The 26,897-nt window shown below is 74.0% G+C and carries 23 protein-coding genes; 17 read left to right on the top strand and 6 right to left on the bottom strand.

All coding sequences use genetic code 11. The features are described from left to right. Window positions 1-8: 8 nt before the first annotated feature. Complete coding sequence (locus tag ABD665_RS14440; RefSeq protein ID WP_204913338.1) at window positions 9-1,325, bottom strand: LCP family glycopolymer transferase; 1,317 nt, start codon at window positions 1,323-1,325, stop codon at window positions 9-11. A 172-nt stretch (window positions 1,326-1,497) separates the two neighbouring features. Between ABD665_RS14440 and ABD665_RS14435 the strand changes: the two genes are divergently transcribed. The 11 genes from ABD665_RS14435 to ABD665_RS14385 all read left to right on the top strand — a co-directional run bounded on the left by ABD665_RS14435 (window position 1,498) and on the right by ABD665_RS14385 (window position 14,162). Continuing rightward, window positions 1,498-3,033 carry an LCP family protein gene (locus tag ABD665_RS14435; RefSeq protein ID WP_344742473.1) on the top strand — a complete coding sequence of 512 codons (1,536 nt, stop codon included), beginning with the start codon at window positions 1,498-1,500 and terminating at the stop codon, window positions 3,031-3,033. 31 nt (window positions 3,034-3,064) lie between these two features. Further along, window positions 3,065-4,063 (top strand): glycosyltransferase family 2 protein, encoded by a 999-nt coding sequence (locus tag ABD665_RS14430; RefSeq protein ID WP_344742472.1) that lies wholly within the window; start codon window positions 3,065-3,067, stop codon window positions 4,061-4,063. A 274-nt stretch (window positions 4,064-4,337) separates the two neighbouring features. Beyond that, window positions 4,338-4,727 carry a tautomerase family protein gene (locus ABD665_RS14425; RefSeq protein ID WP_204913337.1) on the top strand — a complete coding sequence of 130 codons (390 nt, stop codon included), beginning with the start codon at window positions 4,338-4,340 and terminating at the stop codon, window positions 4,725-4,727. Between the two features lie 111 nt (window positions 4,728-4,838). Continuing rightward, the gene (gene iolC, locus ABD665_RS14420; protein WP_204913336.1) at window positions 4,839-5,885 is read left to right on the top strand and encodes a 5-dehydro-2-deoxygluconokinase; all 1,047 of its coding nucleotides are present in this window, start codon (window positions 4,839-4,841) and stop codon (window positions 5,883-5,885) included. An 83-nt stretch (window positions 5,886-5,968) separates the two neighbouring features. Next, window positions 5,969-6,832 carry a Cgl0159 family (beta/alpha)8-fold protein gene (locus tag ABD665_RS14415; RefSeq protein ID WP_425562180.1) on the top strand — a complete coding sequence of 288 codons (864 nt, stop codon included), beginning with the start codon at window positions 5,969-5,971 and terminating at the stop codon, window positions 6,830-6,832. Beyond that, complete coding sequence (gene iolB, locus ABD665_RS14410) at window positions 6,829-7,752, top strand: 5-deoxy-glucuronate isomerase (protein ID WP_344742471.1); 924 nt, start codon at window positions 6,829-6,831, stop codon at window positions 7,750-7,752. Before ABD665_RS14415 ends, iolB begins: the two co-directional genes overlap by 4 nt. After that, window positions 7,752-9,656: a 3D-(3,5/4)-trihydroxycyclohexane-1,2-dione acylhydrolase (decyclizing) gene (gene iolD / locus ABD665_RS14405; protein ID WP_204913335.1), complete on the top strand. Its 1,905-nt coding sequence runs from the start codon at window positions 7,752-7,754 to the stop codon at window positions 9,654-9,656. Before iolB ends, iolD begins: the two co-directional genes overlap by 1 nt. Window positions 9,657-9,722: 66 nt before the next feature. Continuing rightward, window positions 9,723-10,658 (top strand): TIM barrel protein, encoded by a 936-nt coding sequence (locus ABD665_RS14400; RefSeq protein ID WP_204913334.1) that lies wholly within the window; start codon window positions 9,723-9,725, stop codon window positions 10,656-10,658. Continuing rightward, on the top strand, window positions 10,651-11,742 hold the full coding sequence (locus ABD665_RS14395) for a Gfo/Idh/MocA family protein (RefSeq protein ID WP_344742470.1): 1,092 nt from the start codon (window positions 10,651-10,653) through the stop codon (window positions 11,740-11,742). The genes ABD665_RS14400 and ABD665_RS14395 overlap by 8 nt, the downstream gene beginning before the upstream one ends. Then, the gene (locus ABD665_RS14390; protein WP_204913333.1) at window positions 11,739-12,632 is read left to right on the top strand and encodes a TIM barrel protein; all 894 of its coding nucleotides are present in this window, start codon (window positions 11,739-11,741) and stop codon (window positions 12,630-12,632) included. The genes ABD665_RS14395 and ABD665_RS14390 overlap by 4 nt, the downstream gene beginning before the upstream one ends. Before the next feature lie 36 nt (window positions 12,633-12,668). After that, entirely contained in the window at window positions 12,669-14,162 is a 1,494-nt protein-coding gene (locus ABD665_RS14385; RefSeq protein ID WP_204913332.1) for a CoA-acylating methylmalonate-semialdehyde dehydrogenase, read from the top strand. A gap of 251 nt (window positions 14,163-14,413) precedes the next feature. On the opposite strand, the gene ABD665_RS14380 is transcribed toward ABD665_RS14385, so the two are convergent. Further along, window positions 14,414-14,782: a TfoX/Sxy family protein gene (locus ABD665_RS14380; protein ID WP_204913331.1), complete on the bottom strand. Its 369-nt coding sequence runs from the start codon at window positions 14,780-14,782 to the stop codon at window positions 14,414-14,416. A gap of 89 nt (window positions 14,783-14,871) precedes the next feature. On the opposite strand from ABD665_RS14380, the gene ABD665_RS14375 reads away from it, so the two are divergent. Next, window positions 14,872-15,138, top strand: coding sequence for a hypothetical protein (locus ABD665_RS14375; RefSeq protein WP_204913330.1), 267 nt, complete (start codon window positions 14,872-14,874; stop codon window positions 15,136-15,138). Here the strand turns inward: ABD665_RS14375 and ABD665_RS14370 are convergent. Further along, entirely contained in the window at window positions 15,135-15,872 is a 738-nt protein-coding gene (locus ABD665_RS14370) for a TIGR03089 family protein (RefSeq protein ID WP_204913329.1), read from the bottom strand. The two genes, ABD665_RS14375 and ABD665_RS14370, sit on opposite strands and share 4 nt — an antisense overlap. Window positions 15,873-15,965: 93 nt before the next feature. On the opposite strand from ABD665_RS14370, the gene ABD665_RS14365 reads away from it, so the two are divergent. Continuing rightward, on the top strand, window positions 15,966-17,045 hold the full coding sequence (locus tag ABD665_RS14365) for a sugar phosphate nucleotidyltransferase (RefSeq protein WP_204913328.1): 1,080 nt from the start codon (window positions 15,966-15,968) through the stop codon (window positions 17,043-17,045). Between the two features lie 198 nt (window positions 17,046-17,243). Here the strand turns inward: ABD665_RS14365 and ABD665_RS14360 are convergent, their stop codons facing one another. The 3 genes from ABD665_RS14360 to cofD form a co-directional block, all read right to left on the bottom strand. After that, window positions 17,244-18,053: a DUF3105 domain-containing protein gene (locus ABD665_RS14360; RefSeq protein ID WP_204913327.1), complete on the bottom strand. Its 810-nt coding sequence runs from the start codon at window positions 18,051-18,053 to the stop codon at window positions 17,244-17,246. 135 nt (window positions 18,054-18,188) lie between these two features. Then, a complete protein-coding gene (gene cofE / locus ABD665_RS14355; protein WP_204913326.1) occupies window positions 18,189-19,106 on the bottom strand; it encodes a coenzyme F420-0:L-glutamate ligase in 918 nt (305 codons plus the stop codon). Next, entirely contained in the window at window positions 19,103-20,080 is a 978-nt protein-coding gene (gene cofD / locus ABD665_RS14350; protein WP_204913325.1) for a 2-phospho-L-lactate transferase, read from the bottom strand. The genes cofE and cofD overlap by 4 nt, the downstream gene beginning before the upstream one ends. A 49-nt stretch (window positions 20,081-20,129) precedes the next feature. On the opposite strand from cofD, the gene ABD665_RS14345 reads away from it, so the two are divergent. From ABD665_RS14345 to ABD665_RS14330, 4 genes are all read left to right on the top strand, one after another. Then, window positions 20,130-20,798 (top strand): hypothetical protein, encoded by a 669-nt coding sequence (locus tag ABD665_RS14345; protein WP_204913324.1) that lies wholly within the window; start codon window positions 20,130-20,132, stop codon window positions 20,796-20,798. A 329-nt stretch (window positions 20,799-21,127) separates the two neighbouring features. Continuing rightward, entirely contained in the window at window positions 21,128-21,385 is a 258-nt protein-coding gene (locus ABD665_RS14340; RefSeq protein ID WP_425562179.1) for a WhiB family transcriptional regulator, read from the top strand. Between the two features lie 232 nt (window positions 21,386-21,617). Next, the gene (locus ABD665_RS14335) at window positions 21,618-25,031 is read left to right on the top strand and encodes a glycosyltransferase (protein WP_204913322.1); all 3,414 of its coding nucleotides are present in this window, start codon (window positions 21,618-21,620) and stop codon (window positions 25,029-25,031) included. Beyond that, complete coding sequence (locus tag ABD665_RS14330) at window positions 25,031-26,887, top strand: DUF5719 family protein (RefSeq protein WP_204913321.1); 1,857 nt, start codon at window positions 25,031-25,033, stop codon at window positions 26,885-26,887. The genes ABD665_RS14335 and ABD665_RS14330 overlap by 1 nt, the downstream gene beginning before the upstream one ends. Window positions 26,888-26,897: the final 10 nt, after the last annotated feature.

Raw genomic sequence — 26,897 nt, 5'->3', positions numbered from 1 at the left:
CGCCGGACCTACCTGGCGTACTTGGCGAGCTTGGAGGTGTCGCCCCGGGCGATCGCCTTGAACATGTCCTGCGCCGCCGCGTCGTCCCACAGCACCGCGGAACCGACGGGCGAGCTGTAGCCCGGGTCCGACACGGGGACGGTCAGGGTGAGCCCGTCACCGGCCGAGACGCTGCGCAGCGCCAGCGCGGCCTGCGCGGTGTCGAGGATCGTCGTGTCCTGGCCGATCTTCACCGCCGCGGCCGTCGACGTGCTCAGGCGCCAGTAGCGGACGGGGTCGAGCAGCGTCGCCGGCGACGCGGCCTTCGCGGCCACGGCGGCCAGCATCTGGCGCTGCCGCTCCACCCGCCCCAGGTCGCCGCGCGGGTCGGCCTTGCGCATCCGCACGTAGCCCAGCGCCGTCGTCCCGTCGAGGGTCTGGCAGCCCTTCTTCAGGTCGAGGTGGGAGTCGCGGTCCTTGATCGCCGCCGGGACGCACATCCGGATCCCGCCCAGGGCGTCGATCACCGACACGAACCCGCCGAAGCCGACCTCCGCGTAGCCGTCGATCCGCAGGCCGGTGTCCTGCTCCACCGTCTGCACCAGCAGGTCGGGCCCGCCGATGGCGTACGCGGCGTTGATCTTGTTGGTGCCGTTCCCGGGGATGGCGACGTAGGAGTCGCGGGGGAGCGAGACCAGCACGGGCTTCCCGGTGACCGGCCGGTGCACGAGCATGATCGTGTCGGTCCGCTGGCCGCCCACCGAACCGGTGCCGAGCTTCTTCTGCTCGGCCTTGCTCAGGCCCTCGCGGGAGTCGGACCCCACGAGCAGGAACGTCTCCCCGGGCTGGTCGCCCGGCCGCCGCCCGCTGGGCGTGTCGTCGACGCGGCCGACCTGGCTCCACGCGTACGCGGGCACACCGGCGAGCCAGACGATCGCCAGCAGGACGAGGACCAGCAGCGTGCGGAAGACGGTGCGCACCGGGCGCCGGCGGCGGGGGCGGCGCGCCGGGCCTCCGCCGGGTCCACCGGGTCCGCCCGGGCCGTACGGTCCCGCCGGGCCGGAGGGGCCGCCGGGGACGGTCGCGGGTGGCGGGAAGGAGCCGCGACCCTCGCCGTACGCGGGGGTCCGGGGGTAGCCGGCGGGACTTGGCGGCGCCTGCGGGGGTGCCAGGGGAGCGGCGGCGGCGCGTTCGACCGGGCGTCCGTCAGCGCGTCCGTCGGCTCCGCCCCCGACGCGCGCGGCGTGGTCCTCGGGCAGCGGCAGGACGCGGGTCGGCTCGGGCTCCGGGCGGCGCTGCTCACGCCCGTAGAGCCAGTCGAGGTCGGACTCGTGGCGGTTCGCCATGACGTCGAGGCTACCGGCGGAGGGGCCCGCCGACGTCAGACCGCAGACCAATCCGAACGGTCCGGACCCGGCCCGGCGTGGCAGACCCCGACCACCCCGGGTCCTTGTCCATACTGGCGAACGGTCTGCTCCGGCGGGCCCGTCCCCGCCATCGGCAGAGAGGCTCCACCCGGTGTCCAGCACCTTGACGCCCGAGCGCGAGGGCACACGCGACGACCAGGACGACGCCGAGCGCGACCGTCTGATCACGGACTCGCTGCAGACCTCCCAGCGTCGTGCCGAGGGCGTCAAGCTGCGCCGCGGCCTCACCTTCCTCCTCATGACGCTGGTGCTCCCCGGCTCCGCGCAGGTGGCCGCGGGCAACCGCCGGCTCGGCCGCGCGGCGCTGCGGGTCTGGGCCGGCCTCTGGGTCGTGGCCGTCCTCGCCGGGCTCTTCGTGCTCGTCTCGCGCAGCGCGGCGATCACCGCGATCACCGCGCCGGGCACGCTCCGCGTCATCCAGGTCCTGCTCGTCGTGCTCGGCGTCGGCTGGGCCCTGCTCTTCCTCGACGCGTGGCGCATCAGCAGCCCGCCGGAGATGGCGCGACGCCACCGGCTGGGGTTCGCGGCGCTGAGCCTCGGGCTCGCGTTCGCCGTCGTGATCGGCCTCGTCGCCTCGGCGAACGTGGTCTCCGCCCAGCGCGAGCTCGTCAGCACCGTCTTCGCCGGCGGCGGCGACAAGGCCGCCAAGGCCGGGCGGATCAACATCCTGCTGATGGGCGGCGACGCCGGCGCGGACCGGACGGGCCTGCGCCCGGACAGCATGACCGTGGCCAGCGTCGACCAGGAGACCGGCCGCACGGTCCTGATCAGCCTCCCGCGCAACCTGGAGAAGGCGCCCTTCCCGGCGTCCTCCCCCCTGCACAAGAAGTTCCCGAAGGGCTTCGACTGCCCCAACGACGTCTGCATGCTCAACGCCGTCTACACGTACGCGATGGCCCACAAGGAGCTCTACCCGAAGGTGAAGAACCCGGGTGCGCAGGCGACCAAGGAGGCGATCGAGGGCGTCACCGGCCTGACGATCAACTACTGGTCGCTGATCGACCTCAAGGGCTTCGAGGACCTCGTCGACGCGCTCGGCGGCATCACCATGGACGTCTACCGCAAGGTGCCGATCGGCGGTGGGCCGACCCACCCGATCTACGGCTACGTGGAGGCGGGCAAGAACCGGCACCTGGACGGCAAGGAGGCGCTGTGGTTCGCCCGGTCGCGTTCCGACTCCAGCGACTGGGACCGCATCGTCCGGCAGAAGTGCGTGATGAACGCGATGCTGAACCAGCTCGACCCGGTGACCGTGCTGACCAAGTTCAACGGGATCGCCAGCGCGAGCAAGGAGATCGTCGCGACCGACATCCCCGGCTCGCAGGTCTCGACCATGCTCGACCTGGCGCAGAAGGCGAAGACGAAGCCCGTCGGCAGCCTCGCCATCGTCCCGCCGCTGCTCAAGAAGCCGGCCGACCCGGACTTCCCGAAGATCCAGGCCGCCATCGCCGAGCAGATCCAGAAGTCCGAGGCGATGGACGAGCCGAAGCCGTCCGCGAGCGCCGCGCCCGCGGGCAACGCCTCGGCCAGCGCCAAGCCGAAGAAGTCGTCCAGCGGCTCGAGCTCGTCGGACCCGGCCAAGAAGGGCGTGGACACGTCCAACCTGTCCAAGGTCTGCTCTGCCTGAGCCCGTCCCCGGCGACGGTCAGGAGCACGGCGTGAGGCGGGACTGGCCCGGCGTCAGCGTCGTGATGCCGGTGCTGAACGAGGAGCGCCACCTCGAGGCGGCCGTGTCCGGGGTCCTGAGCCAGGACTACCCGGGCGAGCTCGAGGTGGTCGTCGTGGTCGGTCGGAGCCGTGACGCGACGCGGGAGATCGCCGACCGCGTGGCCGCGACCGACGACCGCGTGCGGGTCGTCGACAACCCGGCCTCCCGGACACCGCACGCGCTCAACCTCGGCGTCGCCGCCGCCCGGCACGACGTGATCGTGCGCGTCGACGGGCACGGCATGCTCACCGACGGCTACGTCCGGCGGGCCGTGGAGCTGCTCGAGGAGACCGGCGCGGCCAACGTCGGCGGCGTCATGGACGCGCAGGGCTCGACCCCGTTCGAGGAGGCCGTCGCCGCGGCGTACACGACCAAGCTCGGGCTCGGCGGCAGCTCCTTCCACCTCGCCGAGTCCCAGGCGGGGCCGGCGGAGACCGTGTTCCTCGGGGTCTTCCGGCGGGAGGCGCTGACCGCCGTCGGCGGGTTCGACGAGTCGATGCACCGCGCGCAGGACTGGGAGCTCAACCACCGGCTGCTGGCCAGCGGGCGCACGATCTGGTTCTCCCCGGAGCTGCGCGTCACGTACCGGCCCCGCTCGTCGGTGCGGGCCCTGGCCAAGCAGATGTACGACACCGGCAAGTGGCGTCGCGAGGTCATCCGGCGCTACCCCGACACCGCGAACGTCCGCTACCTCGCCCCGCCGCTCGCCACCGCGGCGATCGCGGCCGGCACGGTGCTCGGCCTCGCCGGCTCGGTCACCGGCTCCCGGCTGCTCAGGCTGGCCTGGGCCGCACCGGCCGGCTACGCGAGCGTGATCCTCGGCGGTTCGGCCGTCACGTCCCGCTCGATGTCCGACGCCGCCCGCGTACGCCTGCCCCTCGTCCTGGCCGTGACCCACCTCTCCTGGGGCGCCGGGTTCCTGGTGGGGCTGCGGCAGCGGCGCGGCTGAACCTCGAAGAACGCCCCTGGCCTGGAGCGTTCCGCGACGACTGCGCGGAGATCGTGCGACAGGCGGGGCGTGTCGCGCGCTTCGTGCGCACTCGGTATGACCAGGCCGGAGGGCGTTTCCCCTCAGTCAGTCGAGCGAGTGCGCCCTCGCGCAGCCGACACGCCGTGCCCGAGGTGCGGCAGCGCACACCCACGGCTACACGGCTGCGTACGCGCTTGCTCCCTCCCGGGCCGGCTGTTACTTTGTCCTGACAAACTTCGTCAGGAGGACCGTCATGCCGCTGGTCAGGATCGACGTCGTCGAGGGGCGCGAGCCTGCCGCGCTGCGACGGCTCGCGGACGTGGTGCAGGAGGTCCTCGAGGAGGTCTTCGCGGCACCGCCGCGCGACCGCTACCAGGTCATCGACGAGCACCCCTCGCGGAACCTGATCCTGCAGGACACCGGGCTCGGCTTCGAGCGCACGGACGACCGCGTCCTGGTCCAGGTCTTCCAGCAGGGCCGCAGCGAGGACCAGAAGAAGGCGCTCTACGCTCGCCTCGCCGAGCGGCTCGAGGCCGAGTGCGGCGTCGCGCCCACGGACCTGATGGTCTCGGTCGCCGCGAACGGCCGGGAGGACTGGTCGTTCGGGCTGGGGCGGGCGCAGTTCCTCGAGGGCGACCTGTGAGACGCCCAAGTCTTCACGTGTTTGTCAGGACAAAGGATTGACAGTGTCAGTCCGCGATCGTAGGTTCGACGCAGCAGTCAGCCCCGCCCGGCGGGAACTCGAAGGAGAGCGATGACCAGCCAGCCAGCCGTGCCCGGCCACGAGGACGGGTCGGCCCCCGACGGGCTCGAGGTGCTGACCTTCGGACGCGCCGGGGTGGACGTCTACCCGCTCCAGGTGGGCGTCGGCCTCGAGGACGTCGAGACCTTCGGCAAGTACCTCGGGGGCACCACCGCCAACGTCGCCGTGGCCGCCGCACGCCTCGGGCACCGCACCGCGATCATCACCGGCGTCGGCGACGACCCGTTCGGCCGCTTCGTCCGCCGCGCGCTGCGGGACCTCGGCGTGAGCGACGCGCACGTCGTCACCAACCACACGTACGCGACCCCGGTCACCTTCTGCGAGATCTTCCCGCCGGACGACTTCCCGCTGTGGTTCTACCGCAAGCCGACCGCGCCCGACCTGCAGGTCACGCCGGGCGACATCGACTTCGACGCCGTCCGCGGCACCGACCTGCTGTGGCTGTCGGTGACCGGCCTCAGCGAGGAGCCGAGCCGGGAGAGCCACTTCGCGGTGCTCGAGGCCCGCGCCCGCAAGCCGCACACCGTGCTGGACCTCGACTACCGCCCGATGTTCTGGGAGACCCCGGCGCACGCCACCGAGCAGGTGCAGCGCGTGCTGCCGCACGTCACGGTGGCCGTCGGCAACCGCGAGGAGTGCGAGGTCGCGGTCGGGGAGACCGAGCCCGAGCGGGCGGCCGACGCGCTGCTCGCCGCCGGCGTCGAGCTCGCCGTGGTCAAGCAGGGGCCCAAGGGCGTGCTGGCCAAGACCCGCTCCGGCGAGCGCGTCGAGGCCCCGCCGATCCCCGTCCGGCCGCTCAACGGCCTCGGCGCCGGCGACTCGTTCGGCGGTTCGCTGATCCACGGCCTGCTCGAGGGCTGGCCCCTGGAGAAGATCCTGCAGCGGGCGAACGCGGCGGGCGCCATCGTGGCCTCGCGGCTCGAGTGCTCGACGGCCATGCCGACGAGCGAGGAGATCGAGACCCTGCTCGCCGGGGGCGACCCCAACGAGCGGCTGGCCGACTCGCTGGCATCGCACTTCGCCGGGACCGCCCGGTGACCGCCCTCTCGACCGGCACCGTGCACCGCCCCTCGGCGGTGGGCCTGGTGTCCGACGGTCGGTTCGTCTCGAGCGTCGCGGAGATCAACGAGGTCCGCGCCCGCGAACCGCAGCGCATCGGTGAGCTGCTGGCGAACCGCGAGCGCCGCCCGCTCTTCGGCGACGACGGCAAGCTCATGATCGTCGCCTGCGACCACCCGGCCCGCGGTGCCCTGGGCGCTTCCGGCCGCAAGAACGCCATGGCCGACCGGGTGGAGCTGCTCGACCGGCTCGCCACCGCCCTGTCGCGGCCCGGCGTCGACGGGCTGCTGGCCACCGCGGACATCGCGGAGGACCTGCTGCTGCTCGGCGCGCTCGAGGGCAAGCTCGTCTTCGCCTCCATGAACCGGGGCGGTCTCCAGGGCTCGTCCTTCGAGATGGACGACCGGAACACCGGCTACGACGTCCAGGGCGCGGTCGAGGCCCGCTTCGACGGCGCGAAGATGCTGACCCGGATCGACCTGGACGACCCGGGCACGGTGCTGACGCTCGAGCGCTGCGGGCAGGCCGTCACCGAGCTCAACCGGGCGCGGCTGATCGCCATGGTCGAGCCCTTCATGTCGCGGCGGGTGCCCACCAAGCACGGGTCCAAGATCGTCAACGACCTGACGGCCGACGCGGTGATCAAGTCCGTGGCGATCGCGTCCGGGCTCGGCGCCTCGAGCGCGTACACGTGGATGAAGCTGCCCGTCGTGGCCGAGATGGAGCGGGTGATGGCGGCGACGACGCTGCCGACGCTGCTGCTCGGCGGCGACCCGGAGAACGCGCCCGACGAGACGTACGCCGCCTGGTCGGCCGCCCTCGCGCTGCCGTCCGTCCGCGGCCTGATCCTCGGCCGCACGATGCTCTACCCGGCCGACGACGACGTCGCCAAGGCCGTCGACACCGCCGTGGGGCTGGTCCGGTGAGGCTCGAGCAGCAGCCGCTGAGCCAGGTCCCCGAGAAGGCGTACCACCTGCCCGCCGGCACGGCGGCGGCCCACGGCTACGACCTCGAGGTCACCCCCGAGTCCGCGGGCTGGGGCTACTCCGGCCTGCGGGTCGTAACGCTGGCGGCCGCCGAGGAGCACGCCTTCTCCACGGGCGACGACGAGGTCGTCGTCGTCCCGCTCAGCGGGGCCGTGTCCGTCGAGGCCGACGGCAGCCACCTCGACCTCGCCGGCCGCGCCGACGTGTTCGCGGGGCCGACGGACTTCGCCTACCTGCCCCCGGGCACGACGGCGACGCTGCTCAGCGAGCGCGGGGGACGGTTCGCCCTCTGCACAGCCAGGACGGACCGGCACCTCCCGGTCCGCTACGGCGCGGCCGCCGACGTGCCCGTCGAGCTGCGCGGTGCCGGGCGGTCGAGCCGCCAGGTGCGCAACTTCGGCACCCCGGACCACCTCGACGCGGGCGCGATCATCGCCTGCGAGGTCATCACCCCCGACGGCAACTGGTCCTCCTACCCGGCCCACAAGCACGACGAGGCCAGCGCGACCGAGAGCGAGCTGGAGGAGATCTACTACTTCGAGATCGCCGCCGGCCCGCAGGGGCAGCCCGGGCTGGGCTTCTTCCGCACGTCCTCCTCGCCGGGGCACCCGATCGAGATCACCGAGGAGGTGCACGACCGCGACGTCGTGCTCGTCCCCTTCGGCTGGCACGGACCGGCGGTCGCCGCCCCGGGCCACGCCATGTACTACCTGAACGTGATGGCCGGACCGCCGCACCCTGCTGCCGAGGCGCAGGGCGGGCGCGCCTGGCTGATCAGCGACCACCCCGACCAGACCTGGATCCGCAGCACGTGGGCGGACGAGCAGGTCGACCCGCGACTGACTGGAGAGCGATCCTGATGGGCAAGACCGTGCGGATGACCGTGGCGCAGGCCACCATCAACTTCCTCGGCGCCCAGCACAGCGAGTCCGACGGCATCGAGCAGAAGCTCTTCGCCGGCTGCTTCGGCATCTTCGGCCACGGCAACGTGGCGGGTATCGGCCAGGCGCTGCTGCAGGCCGAGCTCGAGCAGCCCGAGCTGCTGCCGTACGTGCTGGGGCGCAACGAGCAGGCGATGGTGCACTCCGCCGTCGCGTACGCGCGGATGAAGGAGCGTCGCCAGACCTGGGTCGTGTCGACCAGCGTCGGTCCCGGCGCGACGAACATGCTCACCGGTGCCGCCCTCGCGACGATCAACCGGCTGCCCGTCCTGCTGCTGCCCGCCGACACCTTCGCCGACCGCTCGGCCTCGCCGCTGCTGCAGGAGCTCGAGCAGCCGTACGCGGGCGACCTCACCGTGAACGACGCGTTCCGCCCGCTCTCGGCCTACTTCGACCGGGTCTGGCGCCCCGAGCAGCTCGCCCCCGCGCTGATGAGCGCGATGCGGGTGCTGACCGACCCGGCCGCCACCGGCGCGGTCACCGTCTGCTTCCCGCAGGACGTGCAGGTGCAGGCCTACGACTGGCCGGTCGAGCTCTTCGAGCGCCGGGTCTGGCACATCGCCCGCCCGCTGCCCGAGACCCGCGTGCTGGCGCAGGCGGCCGAGGTCATCCGGAACGCGAAGCGTCCGCTCGTCGTGGCGGGCGGCGGGGTCCACTACTCCGGCGCGACGGACGCGCTGGCCGCGTTCTGCGAGGCGACCGGGATCCCGGTCGGGCAGACGCAGGCCGGCAAGGGCACGCTCGTCTTCGACCACCCGCAGTGCCTCGGCGCGATCGGCTCCACGGGCACGACCGCGTCCAACGCGATCGCCGCGGAGGCCGACCTGGTCATCGGCATCGGCACCCGCTACTCCGACTTCACGACGGCGAGCCGGACGGCGTTCCAGGGCCCGGACGTCACCTTCGTCAACATCAACGTCGCCGGCCTCGACGCGGTCAAGCAGGCCGGGCTCTCGGTCGTGGCCGACGCCCGCGAGGCGCTGACCGCGCTCACCGGGCTGCTGGAGGGCCACCGCGTCGAGCAGGCCTACGTCGAGCGCTACACCGCGCTCGACGCGGAGTGGGAGAGCACCGTCACGTCGGTCTTCGCCCAGCCGGAGACCGACGAGGGCCTGCTCAGCCAGAACGCCGTCATCGGCGCGGTGAACGAGCTGTCCGACCCCCGCGACGTCGTCGTCTGCGCGGCCGGCTCGATGCCCGGCGACCTGCACAAGCTGTGGCGCACGCGCGACCCGAAGGGCTACCACGTCGAGTACGGCTACTCGTGCATGGGCTACGAGGTCGCCGGCGGCCTCGGGGTGGCCATGGCGTGCCCGGACCGCGACGTGTTCGTCATGGTCGGCGACGGCTCCTACCTGATGATGGCCACCGAGCTGGCCACCGTCGTACAGGAGCACGTCAAGCTCATCACGGTCCTCGTGCAGAACCACGGCTACGCCTCGATCGGTGCGCTGTCGGAGTCGCTGGGGTCGCAGCGCTTCGGCACCCGCTACCGCGCCCGCGGTGCGCAGAGCCACCGTCTCGACGGCGACTTCTTGCCCGTCGACCTCGCCGCCAACGCCGCGAGCTTCGGCCTCGAGGTGATCAAGGCCCGGACCATGGCGGAGCTCGCCGACGCGATCAAGGTCGCCAAGGCGGGGTCCGAGCCCGTGGTGATCTACGTCGAGACCGACCCGTTCATCGACGCGCCGTCGTCGGAGTCCTGGTGGGACGTGCCCGTGAGCGCGACCTCGACGCTCGAGTCCACGCAGCAGGCCCGCACCACCTACGACGAGCACAAGGCTCGCCAGCGGCTGTTCCTCACGCCGCCGCGCGTGCCCTGACCCTCGACCGACCACCCCGCCGCACCCGCGTACGACCGCCCTCCACCGCAGAAGGAGCACCACTCAGTGCCTGGCAAGCTGACCATCGGAACCGCCCCCGACTCCTGGGGCGTGTGGTTCCCCAGCGACCCCGAGCAGGTCTCGGCCGACGTCTTCCTCCGCGAGGTGGTGGAGGCCGGCTACGAGGCGATCGAGCTCGGCCCGTACGGCTACCTCCCCTCGGACCCGCGCGAGCTGGCCGACACCCTGGAGGCGCACGGCCTGAGCGTGCTGGCCGGCACGGTGTTCTCGCACCTGCACCGCCCCGACTCGTGGGACTCCGTGTGGAAGCAGGTCACCGACGTCGCGGCCCTGACCAAGGCCGTCGGCGGCGAGCACATCGTCGTCATCCCGGACGTGTGGCGCGACCACAAGACCGGGGCCAACCTGGAGAGCTGCGACCTCACCGACGAGCAGTGGACGGCGCTGACCTCGGGCCACGACGAGCTGGGCCGCCGGATCCTCGAGGAGTACGGGCTGCACGTGCAGTTCCACAGCCACGCGGACAGCCACGTCGGCTACCAGCCCGACATCGAGCGGTTCCTGGAGTCGACGAACCCGGAGTTCGTGAACCTCTGCCTCGACACCGGCCACGTCGCCTACTACGGCGGTGACTCCGTCGAGCTGATCACCAAGTACCCGGAGCGCATCGGCTACGTCCACCTCAAGCAGGTGAACCCCGAGATCGTCGCCGAGGTCCTCGACAAGGACCTGTCCTTCCCCGAGGCCGTCCGGATGGGCTCGATGATCGAGCCGCCGCTCGGCGTGCCGGACATGCCGCCGGTCCTCGACGCGCTGGCCGCGCTGAACCGTCCGATCTCGGGGATCATCGAGCACGACCTCTACCCGACGACGCCGGAGGTCCCGCTGCCGATCGCCAAGCGCACCCGGACCTACCTGCAGTCCTGCAGCGGCGCCGACATCGACCTGGGTCACCGGGTCGTCGAGGTGAACCGTGGCTGAGCCCGCGAGCGACCTCCGCGTCGCCGTCCTCGGCGTCGGCATGATGGGCGCCTTCCACGCCGACGCGCTGGCGACCCGGACCAAGGGTGCGCGGGTGGTCGTGGTCAACGACTTCGCGCCCGACAAGGCCGCCGAGGTCGCCGGCCGCATCGGGGCGCGCGTCGTCGCGGACCCGCTCGAGGCGATCCGCGACCCGGAGGTGGACGCGGTGCTGATCGCGACCCCGGGCAAGGCGCACGCCGAGCAGGTCCAGGCCTGCCTGGACGCCGGCAAGCCGGTGCTCTGCGAGAAGCCCCTGACCACGGACGAGGACTCCTCGTACGCGCTGGTCGAGGCCGAGGCGGCGCTCGGGCGGCCGCTCGTGCAGCTCGGGTTCATGCGCCGCTTCGACGCGGAGTACGTGGCGCTCAAGGAGCTGATCACCACGGGCGGTCTGGGCAACCCGCTGCTCGTCCACTGCACCCACCGCAACCCGAGCGTGCCGGAGTTCTTCAACTCCGAGTTCATGATCAGGGACTCGGTGGTGCACGAGGTCGACGTCGCGCGGTTCCTCCTCGACGAGGAGATCACCTCCGTCCGGGTCCTGCGCGGCGTGGCGACGTCCGCGGCGCCCGCCGGCACGTCCGACCCGATGATCGTGGTCTTCGAGACCGCCTCGGGCCGGCTCGTGACCGACGAGATCTACGTGCGCACGGGGATCGCGTACGAGGTCCGCACGGAGGTCGTCGGCGAGACCGGCAGCGCCACGATCGGGCTCGACCAGAACCTGGTCCGGACCAGCACCGACGGTCGCTGGGGCGGGCAGATCACGCCGGGCTTCGTCGAGCGCTTCGGGCAGGCCTACGACACCGAGCTGCAGCGCTGGGTCGCCGCCGCGTCGCGCGGCACGATCGACGGACCGGGCGTGTGGGACGGCTACGCCGCCGTCGCCGTGTGCGAGGCCGGGGTCAAGGCCGTGCAGACCGGCGAGAAGGTCCCCGTCGAGCTGAAGGCGAAGCCGGGCGCCCCGGCGTCCGCCGCCGCGCTCGGCACCGACGCGGAGCCGGGCATCACCGAGCCCGACCTGATCGGCGGCCGGCCGTGAAGCTGGCCCTCGACCCGCAGATGTTCTTCGCGACGAGCAGCGTCTTCGAGCTGCCCGACGTCGCGGCGAGCCTCGGCTACGCGTGGATCGAGCTGTCGCCCAAGGACGACTTCATCCCGTTCTTCCGGCACCCGCGGATCGACGACGCCGGCGTGCGCAGGCTCAAGAAGGTCGCCGCGGACGCGGGGGTCGGCATCGCGTCGATCATCCCGCTGAACCGCTGGGCCGGACCGAGCGAGGACCAGCGCCAGGCGGCGGTGCGCTCGTGGAAGCGGGCGATCCAGATCGCGGTCGACCTGGAGGTCGAGATCCTCAACTCCGAGTTCAACGGGCGCCCGGAGGACCCGGAGACCGCGGAGGCGATGTTCCTGCGGTCGATGGACGAGCTGCTGCCCGTCCTCGAGCGCGAGGGCGTCCGGCTCGTCCTCGAGCCGCACCCCGACGACTTCATCGAGGACGGCCTCGACGCGGTCGGGATGATCAAGGGCCTCAACCGCGAGAACGTCGGCTTCCTCTACTGCACCCCGCACGCCTTCCACCAGCGGCACGCCCCCGCCGACGTCATCGCGGCGGCGGGGTCGAAGGTGGAGTACGTGCACCTCGCCGACGCCTTCGACCACACGGCCTCGCACGGGCTGCGCTACATCACCAACCCGCCCGGCAACCCCGTCCGCGTGCACCAGCACATGGAGGTGGGCCGCGGCGAGGTCCCGTACGACGAGGTCTTCGCGGCCCTCGCCGCCGTGGGCTTCGACGGCGTGGTCAGCAGCTGCGTCTTCGGCTTCGAGGAGGACGCGCGCGCGATCTCCGAACGCCAGCGCGACGCCGCCGTGGACCTCGTGCGGCAGCACTTCTCCGACGCCACGGCCGCCACCCTCACCCGCTCCTAGACTCCAGCAACCGACGACACAGCAAGGACACCTGCGATGGCCTCCACCCTCCACCACTGGCTGAACGGCGCGACCTACGAAGGTTCCGGCGGCCGCTTCAGCGACGTGACCAACCCGGCGACCGGCGAGGTCAGCGCCCAGCTCGCCCTGGCCTCCGAGGACGACGTCAAGGCGGTCGTCGCCGGCGCCGCCGCCGCGTTCCCGGGCTGGCGCGACACCTCCCTCGCCCGCCGTACGCAGGTGCTCTTCGCGTTCCGCGAGCTGCTGAACGCGCGCGCCGACGAGCTCGCCGCCATCATCACCAGCGAGCACGGCAAGGTGCTGTCCGACGCCCGCGGCGAGGTCGCCCGCGGCCAGGAGGTCGTCGAGTTCGCCTGCGGCATCCCGCACCTGATCAAGGGCGCGTTCACCGAGAACGCCTCGACCCGGGTCGACGTGCACTCGGTCCGCCAGCCGCTCGGCGTGGTCGGCATCATCTCGCCGTTCAACTTCCCGGCCATGGTCCCGATGTGGTTCTTCCCGCTGGCCATCGCCGCCGGCAACACCGTCGTGCTCAAGCCGAGCGAGAAGGTCCCGACCGCGGCGCTGTTCATGGCGCAGCTGTGGAAGGAGGCCGGGCTGCCCGACGGCGTCTTCAACGTCCTCAACGGCGACAAGGTCGCCGTCGACGGGCTGCTGACGCACCCCGACGTCCAGTCGATCAGCTTCGTCGGCTCGACCCCGATCGCGCGCTACGTCTACGAGACCGGCACCACGCACGGCAAGCGCGTCCAGGCGCTCGGCGGGGCCAAGAACCACATGCTCGTGCTGCCCGACGCCGACCTCGACCTTGCGGCCGACCAGGCCGTCAACGCCGGCTACGGCTCGGCGGGGGAGCGCTGCATGGCGATCTCCGCGGTCCTCGCCGTCGGCGACATCGCCGACGCCCTCGTCCAGAAGATCAAGGAGCGCACCGTCGGGCTGCGCACCGGTGACGGCACCCGCGGCTGCGACATGGGCCCGCTGGTCACCTCCGCCTCCCAGGAGCGCGTCTCCGGCTACATCGACGCCGGCGAGGCCGCGGGGGCGACCGTCGTCGTGGACGGGCGCGACCCGGAGGTCGACGCGGACGGCAACGGCTTCTTCGTCGGCCCGACGCTCTTCGACCACGTCACCACGGACATGAGCATCTACACCGACGAGATCTTCGGCCCGGTGCTCTCGGTCGTGCGCGTCGACAGCTACGCCGAGGGCGTCCAGCTGATCAACGACAACCCGTACGGCAACGGCACGGCGATCTTCACCAACGACGGCGGCGCCGCCCGGCAGTTCCAGAACGAGGTCAAGGTCGGCATGATCGGCATCAACGTGCCGGTCCCCGTCCCGATGGCGTACTACTCGTTCGGCGGCTGGAAGAACTCGCTGTTCGGCGACACGCACGCCCACGGCGTCGAGGGCGTGCACTTCTTCACCCGCGGCAAGGTCGTCACCAGCCGCTGGCTCGACCCGAGCCACGGCGGGATCAACCTGGGGTTCCCGCAGAACTCATAATTCTGTCTCCGCTTCGCTCCGACGCGCCCGGGGCTCTGGTCCGCTGCCTTCCTCCCTCCGGCGGAAGCCCGCGAGTCAGGGCCTCGGGCGCGTCTGTGCCGCGGGGCCTCCGCCTCCGGTCGTCCAGGCACCGGCGCCCCGGACGGCGGTGGTCGAGCTCCAAGCCCTCGCGAGCGGTACCTCTTCCCGGTTCAGGGGAGTCCGTGAGCGGGATCGGGTACCGGTCGGCGGGGTGACGTACCGGTCGGGGGCTACTTGCGCGGGGCGGTGCGGGCGGCGGCGACGCCGCGGGTGACCCAGGAGGTCAGGGTCTCGGTGTCGAGGGCCTCGGGGGCGACGTTCACCCAGCTCTTCGAGGTGCGGCCGGCCATGGCCATGGGTTCGACGGCGGCGTCCTCGACCAGGGCGGGGAGGTCGGCGGGGTCGACGCGGACCATGAGGTCGCCCTTCGAGCCGGCGCAGACGGCGAGGTGGCCGGCGACCATGAACCCCAGCCCGCCGAACATCCGTTTCTCCTCGACCAGGCCGAGGTCGCCCTCGTCGTCGTCGAGCTCGCCGCCGAGGAGCTCCTCGGCCAGCACCATGCGGATGCGGTCGGCGAGGACGGGGTCGTACGCCACGGGGACAGTCTGGCCCGGGGTGCGCCGCGGCCGTCGGAGCGGGTCGGTTACGTTCGACCTCCGATCAGTGACGTGACCGAGGAGGAGCTGTGCCGGAGCCGTTCGAGGACGTGCTGGAGCCCGAGGAGGACGGCGGTCTGCACCACGACCGCCGCGTGCACGGCGGGATGCCGCTGCGCGAGGACGACGACGCGCTGGAGCGTCTCGTCGAGGAGGACCGGGTCGCGGCGGGGGTGTCGGACTTCGCCGAGGACGACGTGCCGCCGGCCACCGACGACCCGCCGGAGGGGACCTCGGAGGCCGTGCGGCTGGCCCAGCAGGGCCTCGCCGGGGACACGACCAACCGCGACGTCTAGGACGTCTGGAGACCCTCGGGCTCGGCGACGAGGGCGTCGACGCGCTCGCTGAGCCCGATCTCGCGCACGCGCTGCTCGTCGGTGGTCCCGACCAGGACCACTGACGAGCCGCCGTCGCGCAGCGGGGTGACCACGGCGTCGCGCAGGGTCTCCCAGGGTCCGCCCGGGCGGACGAGGAGCCGCTGCGCCGGGGCCGGGCCGCCGGCCACCAGCCCCGTCTGGTCGAGCTCGCGCTCCGCGTCGAGCCACGCGAGGGCGTCGGTGGCGACGGGCACGACGTTCCACACGTCGGGCTGGGCACGCACCTCGGTCGCGTAGTCCACGACCCGCGACGGCACCGGCGGCGTGAGGCCCAGGCCCAGCGGGTGCAGGGAGCAGGCGACCAGCTCCGCGTCCCCGGGGTCGACGTCGGCGTGGTCGGGGCCGCAGACCACCAGCGCGGCCTCTTCCGGCCGCCCGAGGGTGACGACCGCACCGGTCTGCCAGCACGCCGTCGCCCAGACCAGGGTCATCCAGTGGCCCGGGTGCCGGGCGGCGAGGAGCAGCTCGACCGAGGCGCCGGGGTCGAGCAGCAGCTCGTCCGTCAGCAGGTTGCTGGTCTTGGCCACCCAGTTCGCGAACGTGGTCGCCGACAGCTCGGTCCGCGACCCCTCGTCGACGTCGTAGTAGGTGACCAGCGGCGCCGAACCGGCGGAGCGGACGCGGCGGGCGAGGAGCTCGGCGATCAGCGGCACGCCCGGAGCGTACCCAGGCCGTCGGCGGACGGCGGCCCGCGGCGTACGCGGAGGTCCGCCCCCGGAGGCGGGTTCTCACCTAGCCTTCTCCGCATGCGTTACGTCCTGATCGTGGCCGGCGGCTCCGGCAAGCGGCTGTGGCCGCTCTCGCGGCAGGACATGCCGAAGCAGCTCCTCAAGGTCGTCGGCGGCAAGAGCCTGCTGCGCCTCGCGTACGAGCGGGTCGAGGGGCTGGTGCCGGACGCGAACATCCTCGTCTGCACGGGCGCCGACTACGCCTCGACCGTGGCGGCCGACCTGCCCGAGCTGCCCGTCGCCAACATCCTCGGCGAGCCCGAGGGCCGTGACTCCCTGAACGCCGTCGCCTGGCCGGCCGCGCTGCTCGCCGCCCGCGACCCCGAAGCGGTGATCGCCGTCGTCACGGCGGACCAGATCATGAACCCGGTGGAGGCCTTCCAGGCCGCGCTGGTGGAGGGCTTCACCGTCGCGGAGGAGGCGCCGGACGCGCTGGTGACCTTCGGCGTCGTGCCCACGTCGCCGCACACCGGCTACGGCTACCTCCAGCGCGGCGAGGAGATGCCCGGCCACCCCGACGTCTGCACGGTGCGGGCGTTCAAGGAGAAGCCGGACCGGGCGACGGCCGAGCACTACCTGGACTCGGGCGAGTACTGGTGGAACTCCGGCATGTTCGTGTGGCGTGCCGCGACCCTGCTGGGCCAGCTGGAGGTGCTGCAGCCGGAGACGTACGCCGCGGTCACCGCGCTCGCCGCCGCCCCGGACCGGGTCGACGAGATCTACCCGCGCCTGCTCAAGATCAGCGTCGACTACGCGGTGATGGAGCCGGTGTCGCAGGGCCAGGGGACCGCCCGCGTGGTCGCCGTCCGGCTGCCGATCAGCTGGTACGACGTCGGCGGGTTCGCGGCCCTCGGCGAGCACCTGCCGCGCGACGAGCGGGGCAACGCCATCCAGGGCGTCAGCGTCCTCGTCGACGCCCACGACAACCTGGTGATCAACCAGTCCGAGGACGGCCGCCTCGTCGCCGTCGTCGGCCTGTCGGGCATGGTCATCGTCCAGACGCCGCAGATCACGCTGGTCTGCCCCGCGAGCGAGGCCGAGCGCATCAAGGAGCTCGTCGCCACGGTGACGGCCCAGCTCGGCACTTCTTACGCGTGACGCGCACCTGACTCACGTGTGACGTGAGCACGGACCTCCTGACCCGCGCCGGTCGGTGCGCCGCTGCCTGGACGACCGGAGCGTGACGTCGCCCTGACCGCGGACGTGACGGAGGCAGGAGCCCGGCGGCGTCACGCGCAGGGAGGAAGGCGGCGGATCAGAGCACCGGCCGCGTCGGAGCGGAGCGGAGACAGAGGATCAGGCTGCGTTCGGCTCCGGGGAGCTGGAGTAGGGGTACTGAGCCATGAAGTCCGAGATCGCCTGACCGCTGACGCGGGTGCAGAGCTGCCGGACGCCCTTCTGCTTGGTCTGGTCGCCCGGGTTCTGCGGGTCGGCCGTCCAGCGGGCGAGGACGACGTCCTTGCCCTCGGGGAACGTGCCGTCGGTGGTCTCGTACGGTGCCGCGATGAACTTCTGCGTCGGGTCGTAGGTCTCGCTGCCGAAGGTGCTGGCGGCCTGGCGCAGGGCGGTGACGTCGTCGGCCGGGGCGTCGGCGCGGTACCAGGCGATCGTGTAGCCGTGCTCGAGGTTGTGCACGAGCGTCTCGATCGCGGGCCGGTCGTCGGTCGAGTAGAAGTGCTTGGTGAACGACGCCGGCGACGGGTAGTGCTTGCCCGAGTCGGGCGGGGACTGCGCGTAGTCGACCTTGGTGCCCTCGGCGACGTGCTCCTGGTTGCCGGTGGCCGCGTTCTCCGCGACCGGGTCGCAGCCGGCGTCGGCGACCGGGACGCCGATCGACGCGAGGCCGGCAGCGGTCGCCTTGGAGTCCTTGGCCACGAGGTAGATCGGGTAGGCGAGCAGGGCGGCCGCGACGACCACGCAGACCGACAGCAGGAGGATCGTCCGTCGGCGCTGCTCGGCCTTGCGGGCCTTCTCGAACGAGGCGAGGCGGTCGCGGCGGCTCCCGGAACCACCCTTGCCGCTGCCTCCGGCGCCGCCGCTCCTCGGCCCGGCACCCTGGCCGTCGCTGCGTCCTGCGGACGGCTTCGGCATGGGGGCGTGGGTCACGGCGGATGCTCCTCGGGGGCGGCGGGCGAGCGGGCTCACGGGCGGGCCAGGGGCCCAGGGACGGACGCCGCGGGTGCACCGCGACGCCACGGATCCTAGTCGCCGACGCTGTGCCCGGGTCCCGTCACGACGCGGTCAGCGTCCGCCGCCGGTGAGCTGCACGCCCAGCACCCGCTCGACGAGCGCGGCGGCGGCGGGCTCGAGGTGCGGCGCGCCGGGTCCCAGCAGGAGGGCGGCGGCCCGCTCGCCCGGGGGGACGGCGAGCAGCGCGTCGTAGCGCTCCGGCTGCCCGACCGCGTCGAGGACGGCGGCCAGGACGGCCTCCTGGCTGCCGTGGCCGAACATGTCCTGGGCCGGCGGCCGGGTCAGGTCGTGCGCCGTGCCCTCCGCGTCGCTCACCAGGTGCGCGAGCCCGCGGACGAGGGCGACCGGCCGGCCCGCCAGCTTGGTCTTCACCAGGTCGGCCGCGGCGGCCAGCTCGTCGGCCAGCGCGACGGCGGTCACGTGCAGGTCGTTGCCGTACGGGTCGCGCTGCCCGGAGTAGTCCTCGACGACCCGGACGCCGGAGGAGCCGATGGCGACGTCGGTCTGGCCCATCCGCCAGGCGCGGCCGAGCGTGTCGGAGACGATGACGCCCACCTGGCGGCCGGTCCGCTCCCGGACGCCGGCGCGCAGGGCGGCGGCGCTGGCGTCGGCGTCGACGGGGAGCAGCAGCACCTCGCCGGGCTCGACGTTGGAGTTGTCGACCCCGGCCGCGGCGAGCACGAGGCCGGCGCGCGTCCGCACGATCCGGGTCGGTCCGCGACGGGCGAGGGTGTGGACGGCCGCCTCGGTGATCGCCGCCTCACGCTCGGCGGCGGGGACGGCGCGGCCCTCGCTCTTGCTCACGACCTTGGAGGTGACGACCAGGACGTCGCCGTCGCGCAGGGGTCCGGCCGGGTCGGCGTCGGCCGCCGCGAGGACGGTCGTCACCAGGTCGTCCCCGGGGGCGACCTCGCCGATGCCGCCGAGCCCGACGACGAGCAGCTCCGAGCGCACGGGTCCGGCCGTCACGCGAGCACCTGGTCCACGGTGCTGCGGACGAACACCGCCGTCGCGTCCGGGCTGCTCATGACCAGGTCCCGCACGAGCGTCGGCAGCCCGTCGGCCTCGAGCGCGGGCGCCGAGCCGGCGTCGGCCGTGTCGACCACCCAGGTGTCGAGGACGCCGTCGGCGCGCCGCGAGCCGTAGTGGCGCCCGACCGCGGCCGCGTCCACGGCCACGCCGATCGTCGGCAGCAGGCGGTGGGCCATGCCCAGCACGGGCGCGCCGTGCAGGATGCCGGAGAAGCCGAGCACGGGGGCGGGGGCGGAGCGCAGGGCCTCGCGGACGCCGGGAACGGCGAGGATCGGGCCGATCGAGACGACGGGGTTGCTGGGACCGACGAGCACCAGGTCCGCGGCGGCGACGGCCTCCAGGACCCCGGGCGCGGGACGCGCCGCCTCGATCCCCACCTGGCGCAGGGCGAGCGCCTCCGGCCCGGCGTGCAGGCGCACCCAGTACTCCTGGAAGTGCACCGACCGTCGACCCCCGGGGGCGTCGGCGTCGGGGATGTCGACGTACGTCTCGACCGGGTCGTCGGTCATCGGCAGCAGCCGCAGGCCGGGGTCGTGGGCCCACCAGCGCGCGCACAGCCGGGCGGTCACCTCCGACAGGGGGACGCCGGCCGCGAGCAGCTCCGTCCGGACCAGGTGGGTGCCGAGGTCGCGGTCGCCCAGGCCGAACCAGGTCGGCTCCGCGCCGTACGCCCGCAGCTCCTCGATCGCCCGCCAGCTCTCGTCGAGCCGGCCCCAGCCGCGCTCGGCGTCCCCGCCCCCGCCGAGGGTGTACATCAGGGTGTCGAGGTCGGGGCACACCCGCAGCCCGTGGATGGTGATGTCGTCCGCGGTGTTCCCCACGACCGTGATCGTCGCGTCGGGGTAGGCCCGCCGCACCCCCGCGGTGAACCGGGAACCACCCACGCCGCCGGCCAGCACCACGATCTGCACGGCGGAAGTCTTCCACCCGGTGCGGGCGGCACCGCCGTACGCTGCACCCGTGGACCGCCTGACCGCCCTGCGGGCACCGCTCGCGGTCGTCGCCCTCGTCGTGCTGACGGTGGTCGCGGCGGCCCGCGTCGTGCTCGGTCTCTCCGAGGTGGTGACCGTCGGCGGTTCGCGGGCGGTCGCGGCGGCCCGGCTGGCGCCCAACGCCGGCGACGCCGCCCTCACCGTCCTCGTCGGCGTGCTGGTCGCGGCCTGCTTCCTCGGCCCCGTGGTCCCCGCCCGGCGGCGCCTGGCGGTGTGGGGCACCGTCCTGACGGTGGTCTCGCTGGCGGCCACGCTCGTCGCGCTCGGCCTGACCGACCTGACGGTGGCCGGCTGGAACCTCGTCTGGAGCCTGCCCGACCTCGCCGTCCCGGTCGTCGTGGGCCTGGCGCTGCTCGCCCTCGCCCGTCCGGAGCCCGGCCGGCAGGAGCAGCAAGCCCTGACGCAGGACGCGGCGGGGCCCGCACCCGAGCCGGAGCCGGAGCCCGACCCGGACCTCCAGCCGTCGTGGACCGAGGACACGGCCGCCGGCGCGGTGTGGAGCCGGGCCGGCGACGCCGCCCGCGGTGCGCCGGCGCAGGGCTGGGGGACGTCCGGGGGAGCGGGCTGGCCCCCGTCGGTGCCGCCGGAGCTGCCCGCGGGCCGCGCCGAGGACCAGGCCCCGACCGACCGCACCTGAGCCGTCCTGAGCGGTCCTGAGCCCGCGCGGACGTCCTTTACCTGGCTCGAGGGCCACGTAGCAGCCGACCCGCCAGTATCTTTCGTCACACCAGTCACAGGGGCCCGCCACGCCGGTCGAGGGCATTCTTGCCGTCCTCACAGGTATTGACAGGCATGTAATTTCACGTATGTTGTTCCGCAAGCGATCGCCGGTCCGGAGGTCTTCCCGGTGCCCAGGCAGCAGGAGGAGCCCGCAGGCCGACGACGTGCCCGGCAGTGGCGGTGACCCGCGAAGTCGCCCGCTGCCGGTCCACAAGCTCGGGGTCGAGGAGGCGGGACGTGAACGAGTTGCTGGCACTGGTGGAGGTCGACGAGACCGACGAGGGGCTGCTCGGGTGGCAGGAGCGCGCGCTGTGCGCCCAGACGGACCCGGAGGCCTTCTTCCCGGAGAAGGGCGGGTCCACCCGCGAGGCGAAGAAGGTCTGCCTCTCCTGCGACGTCCGGGGTGACTGCCTCGAGTACGCGCTGATGAACGACGAGCGCTTCGGCATCTGGGGCGGGCTGAGCGAGCGCGAGCGTCGCAAGCTGAAGAAGCGCGCCGTCTGACTTGAGCCCGAGCCGGGCGGTCCACGTACAGTGACGTGTCGCCCGACCGGGTGACCCTCGCGTGAACCTGCCCTCGCAGGCTCGGTGCGCCGCCCGCCTGCGGCGCCCGCGCGTGGCTGGAGAAACCCGCAGGAGAGTCGTCGGTGTCGTGGTCCAAGGGCGCCCTCGCGCGCACCCGGCCGCACCGCGGACTTGGCAGCCGGACGTGGGCCGCCGCCCGGGGTGAGACCCGATGACGCCCGACCGCGTACGCCGTGGCCCTTCCGGCGCCCGTGGCCGCGGGGGCCTGTCCGAGGCCGACTGGCCCGAGCTCCCGCCCGCGGTGCCCGAGGAGCTCGACGAGAACCCCTGGGCGTGGGCCGCCCACGAACCCGTCGAGGGCGAACGCCTCGACGTCTCCCGCTTCGACGTCACCGCGGTGCTGGTCTGCTTCGACGCCGCCCGCTGGCTGCCCGCGACGCTCGACGGGCTCGACGCCCTCGACGTCCGGCCGGCCCGGCTGGTCGCCATCGACAACGGCAGCACCGACACCACGCACGCCCTGCTCGAGCAGGCCCGCGTCGAGGGCCGCCTCGACGCGGTCTACACCGGCAAGAAGACGTACGGCTTCGGCCAGGCCGTCGCGTCCGCCCTGCGCCAGGACCGGGCCGCACGCACGGGCTCGACCGGGACCGGGGCGCTCGAGACGGGCACCTTCGCCACGAGCACCGCGCTCACCGGCACCTCGCTCACCGGCACGTCGGCGACCGGGACCCTGTCGCCGGCGGGGGACGCGCACCCGGGCTGGACCCGCGACCGGCGGTGGCTGTGGCTGCTGCACGACGACGCGGTCCCCGCGCCCGACACCCTCTACCGGCTGCTCGCGCACGTCGCCACCGAGCCCGACATCGACGTCACGGGCCCCAAGCTGCTGCTGCCGCGGCGGCGCCAGAGCAACCACCAGCTGAGCGAGGTCGGCGTCACGATCTCCGGTACCGGCCGGCGCGACCTGCTGATCGACCGCGGCGAGATCGACCAGGGCCAGCGCGACCAGCCGGCCGAGCGGCTGGGCGTGTCCACCTGCGGGATGCTCGTCCGGACGGCGGTCTGGCGCGACCTGGACGGGCTCGACCCGGCGGTGCCGGTGTTCCGCGACGGCGTCGAGTTCGGCTGGCGCGCCCACCTCAACGGCTACCGCGTCGTGACCACCCCGGACGCCGAGATGACGCACCGACAGGTCGGCCGGGCGGGCCTGCGCCCGCGCGGCGTGGCCGGGCGTCGTCCGGGTGCCCTCGACCGGCTGCTCGGCATGACCGTCGTCGCCGGGCACGCGCCGGCCCGGGCGCTGCCGCTGGTCTGGCTGCGCCTGGTGCTGAGCTGCCTGCTGCTCGCCCTCGGCTACCTGCTCGGCAAGGCGCCGGGGCGCTCGCGCGACGAGCTCGCCGCGCTCGGGACGTTCGTCGCGCACCCCGGCCGGCTCCGGTCGCTGCGCCGGCGTACGGCCTCCATCGACCCCGCCCCCGGGACCGCCGAGGTGGTCCGGTCCCTGCGGCCGCCGTGGTGGTCGAGCCTGCGGATCGCGGGGGAGACCCTGACCGGCGCGCTGTCGGACCGCTACGTCTCCGTGGCCGGCGAGGTCGACTCCGCGTCGATCGACGAGCTGACCACCGACGAGTTCAGCTCGGTGTCCGACGAGGGTGCGCGGCACCCGTGGCTGCGACCCGGGGTCGTGCTGTTCGTGGTCGCAGTGATCGGTGCCGTCGTCGCCGCCCGCGGGCTGCTGGGCACGGGTTCGCTGGCCGCGCCGACCCTGCTCCCCGCGTACGACTCGCTCTCCGACCTGTGGTCGGCCGTCTGGCACCCCGTCCCCGGCGCACCGGGGGAGACGTCGCCGCCCTGGCTGGCGGTCACCGCGCTCGGCTCGACGATCACCCTCGGGCAGCCGGAGTGGTTCACGACGCTGCTGCTGTGCGGGGTGGTGCCGCTCGCGCTGCTCGCCGTCTACCCGGTCGCCGCGCGCCTCGTGGTCGACAAGCGCCTGCAGCTGTGGTTCTCCGGGACGTACGCGCTGCTGCCCGTGCTGCTCGCCGGCACCAACCAGGGCCGGCTCGCGGTCAGCGTGGTCGCCCTCGGGCTCCCGCTGCTCGTGACCGGCGTCCGCGGGCTGGTGCTGCGCCGGGTGCGGTCGTTCGAGGCGTGGCGCGGCGGCTGGGGCGCGGGCGTCGTGCTCGTCGTGCTCTCCGCCTTCCAGCCCGCGATCCTGCTGCTGGCCCTCGTGCTCGGTGCCGCCGGCGCGGTCGCCCTGCGTCGCACGCCGCGCAAGATCGGTCGGATCGGCATCGCCGTGGGGCTCCCGCTGCTCGTCTGGCTGCCGTGGTGGCCGACCGTCCTGCGCGACCCCGGCCGGCTGCTCGTCGGCCCGGACGCCGCCCTGGACGGGGCGGGCGCCGCCCCCGACGTGCTCGGGCTCCTGCTCGGGCGCGGCCTCGGCGAGGGGCTCCCGCCGCTGTGGCTCGGCGCGACCGTCTTCGTCATGGTCTGGGTCGTCGCGCTGCTCGGCCTCGCCCGTCGGCCCACCCACCGCATCGTGCTGTCCGCCTGGGCCACCGCCGTGGCGAGCCTGCTGCTCGCCGTCCTCGCCTCCCGCCTCGTCGTCGACCTGCCGCCGCTGGGGACGCAGGTCCGGCCCTGGGTCGGCGCCCTGCTGCTGATCACGTTCGCCGCCCTCCTGGTCGCCGGCGCGGTCGGGGTCGACGGGGTGTCCGGCGAGGTCTCGGGCCGCAGCTTCAGCTGGGTGCAGCCCGCCGCGGTGCTGGCCGGCGGCGCCGTCACCCTCGTCGCGCTCGGCGGCGCGGCCTGGTGGGTCTGGGCGGGTGCCGAGGGCCCCGTCGCCCGGACCCGGATCGACGTCCTCCCCACGTACGTCGGCGTCGCCATGCGCTCCGACGCCCAGCCGCGCGTCCTCGCGCTGGACCTGGCCGGCGGGACCGTCGGCTACAGCGTCCTGACCGGGTCGGAGAGCGCGTCGCGCCAGGGCGACGCCGACCGCGGCTTCGCCTTCGGCGGGTCGAGCACGGCCCGGGACGACGTCGCCGACGCCGTCTCGCGGCTCGCGGCCGGCTCCGCCGACGCCGACGTGTCCCAGCGGCTGCGCCGCCTGGGCGTCGGCTACGTCGTCGTCCGCGGCGCCGACGACGAGGAACGGGCCCGGATCGGCAACACCCCGGGCCTCGGCCCGGCCAGCGGCAACGGCACGGCCGTGGTCTGGCAGCTCGACCCGGCCGTCGCCCGCGCGTCCGTCGTGCCCGCGGACCCCGCCTCGACCGAACCCGCCGTCCCCGTCACCCGCTCGCCCGCCGCCGTCCCGGCCGGGACCGGCGAGCGCCACCTGCTGGTCGGCGAGGCCGCCGACCCGCGCTGGCGCGCCGAGCTCGGGGGCACGCGCCTGGCCCGCGTGGCCGAGGGCTGGCAGCAGGGCTTCGTGGTCCCGGCCAGCGGCGGCACCGTCGTCTGGTGGCTGAGCAGCCCGGCCTCGCGGTTCCTGCCGTTCCAGGGGCTCCTCCTGCTCGTCGCGCTGGTGTTCGCGGCCCCGGGCATCCGCCGGTCCGACGTCCGTGACCCCGTCCTCTCCGCGCGCCGCGCGGCGACCCTGTCGGAGGTGGGCTGATGGCCCGCGCGCCCCTGACCGCCAGCCCCGTACGCCGCGGGCTCACCCTCGTCGCCGTCCTGGTCGTGCTCGGCCTGGTGGTCGCCGCCGGGACCCTGCTGCGCCCGCAGCAGCCGGACGCCCGTGAGGTCGTGACCGTCGCCGCCGGCCAGTCCGACGCGGTCTGCGCCGTCGGCACGGTCGGGGCCGGGAGCAGCGCCTCGCCGTCCCCGTCGACGCTCCCGTCGACCCTGCCCTCCACGCTGCCGTCGACCCTGCCCTCGCCCCAGATCTCGACGGCAGCGCCCTCGGCCGGGCCCACCTCGGCCCTGCCGTCCACGTCGTCGTCGGAGAGCGCGGCGGTCCCCGGCACGCCGGGGGCGTCCGCCACGTCGCCGGCCGGGATCGCGCCGTCCGCGCCGGGTGCGACCCCGGGCACGGCCTCGCCGGCGGCCACCTCGTCCGCCGTCCCCACGCTCACGCCCGGTGCGGCGACCCCGACCGGCGTCCCCACCACGACGCCGGGGGCCGGCACGCCCGTCCCGGAACCGCTCCCGAGCACCGCGCCCACGCTCGCGCCCCTGCCGAGCGCGACGGCGGACGCCGCCTCGGGTAGCGTCGTCGTGGTGGCCTCGGGCCCCACGGACACGGGGACCACGGACCCGACCGGCCGGGTGACGCTCGGGCTTCTCGGCCAGGACCAGAGCGACGTCACCGTCGACCGCCAGGGCCGCGGCGCCACGCTGGACCGGGCGACCGCGCCCGTGCTCCTGCGCGCCGACGGGACCATCGCCCCGACCGCGGTCGGCGCCGTCCTCGCCCGCTCGTCCGACGGGCCCGAGGCCGGGCTCGAGGCGGCCCCGTGCCTGGTGCCCTCGACCTCCGCCTGGCTGCCCGGCATCGCCTCCGGCGCCTCGGACCGTACGAAGCTCGTGCTCAGCAACCCCGACGACGCCGAGGCGACCGTCGACCTCACCTTCTACGGCCGCAACGGCCGCGTCGCCGTCCCGGGCAGCTCGGGCAGCGACGTCCCCGCCCGCTCCAGCCGCTCGATCTCGCTGTCGGGGCTGGTCGAGGCCGAGGGTCCGCTGACCGTGTCCGTGCAGGCGACCACCGGTCGCGTCGCCGCGGCCGCACGCCGGATCCGGACCTCGGAGGACCAGCCCGCGGGTGCCGACTGGGTCGTGCCCGCCGCGGCCCCGGCCACCCGCGTGGTCGTCCCGGCCGTGCCCGGCGACGACGGCACCCGGGAGCTCGTCGTGACGAACCCGGGCGAGCTCCGCACGACCGTCACCGTCTCCGTCCTCGGCCTCCAGGGTCCCTTCGCCCCCGTCGGCGCCGAGACGCTCGACCTCGCCCCGCAGTCCTCCGGGACGCTCGCGCTGGCCGAGGGCCTGGCGGGCACCGGGTCCGGGGTGGCCCTGAGCAGCGACCAGCCGGTCACGGCGGCCGTCGTGTCGACCAGCTCCCGCGGTGACGCCCAGCCCGACCTCGCCGTGCAGCCGGCCAGTGCGCCGCTGGTCCGGACCGGCGTGAGCGCGGTCGCGACCACCCGCGACGTGGACGCCGAGCTGGTCGTGTCGAACGCGGCGACCACCGACGTCAGCGTGCACTTCTCGGTCCGGAGCCTGCAGGGCGTCGAGCTGCGTGCCGGCGACATCCTGCTGGCCGCCGGCGGCAGCGCCACCCGCCGCCTCGCCTCGCCGGACCCGTCGTACGTGGTCGTGGGCGTGCCGGACGGCTCGTCGGTCACCGGTGGGGTGGACCTCAGCGACCCCGACGGCGACGTCGCCGGGCTGGCCTCGCTCCCGCTCGTCTCGCCCGACACGTCGGGCCCGCCGCCGGTCGTCGAGCAGGACCCGGGCGCCGGCCGCTAGGTGCTCGGAC

It is taken from the genome of Microlunatus spumicola (assembly GCF_039536445.1).
Classification (GTDB): Bacteria; Actinomycetota; Actinomycetes; order Propionibacteriales; family Propionibacteriaceae; genus Microlunatus; species Microlunatus spumicola.
This window is presented reverse-complemented; position numbering and strand designations above follow the sequence as displayed.

Excerpts from the sequence above, each read along its gene's own strand:
- ABD665_RS14440 (WP_204913338.1), bottom strand. The coding sequence starts at position 1,325 with ATGGCGAACCGCCACGAGTCCGACCTCGACTGGCTCTACGGGCGTGAG.
- ABD665_RS14330 (WP_204913321.1), top strand. The coding sequence starts at position 25,031 with ATGGCCCGCGCGCCCCTGACCGCCAGCCCCGTACGCCGCGGGCTCACC.
- ABD665_RS14365 (WP_204913328.1), top strand. The coding sequence starts at position 15,966 with ATGCGTTACGTCCTGATCGTGGCCGGCGGCTCCGGCAAGCGGCTGTGG.
- ABD665_RS14425 (WP_204913337.1), top strand. The coding sequence starts at position 4,338 with ATGCCGCTGGTCAGGATCGACGTCGTCGAGGGGCGCGAGCCTGCCGCG.
- iolD (WP_204913335.1), top strand. The coding sequence starts at position 7,752 with ATGGGCAAGACCGTGCGGATGACCGTGGCGCAGGCCACCATCAACTTC.
- ABD665_RS14335 (WP_204913322.1), top strand. The coding sequence starts at position 21,618 with ATGACGCCCGACCGCGTACGCCGTGGCCCTTCCGGCGCCCGTGGCCGC.
- iolC (WP_204913336.1), top strand. The coding sequence starts at position 4,839 with ATGACCAGCCAGCCAGCCGTGCCCGGCCACGAGGACGGGTCGGCCCCC.
- ABD665_RS14385 (WP_204913332.1), top strand. The coding sequence starts at position 12,669 with ATGGCCTCCACCCTCCACCACTGGCTGAACGGCGCGACCTACGAAGGT.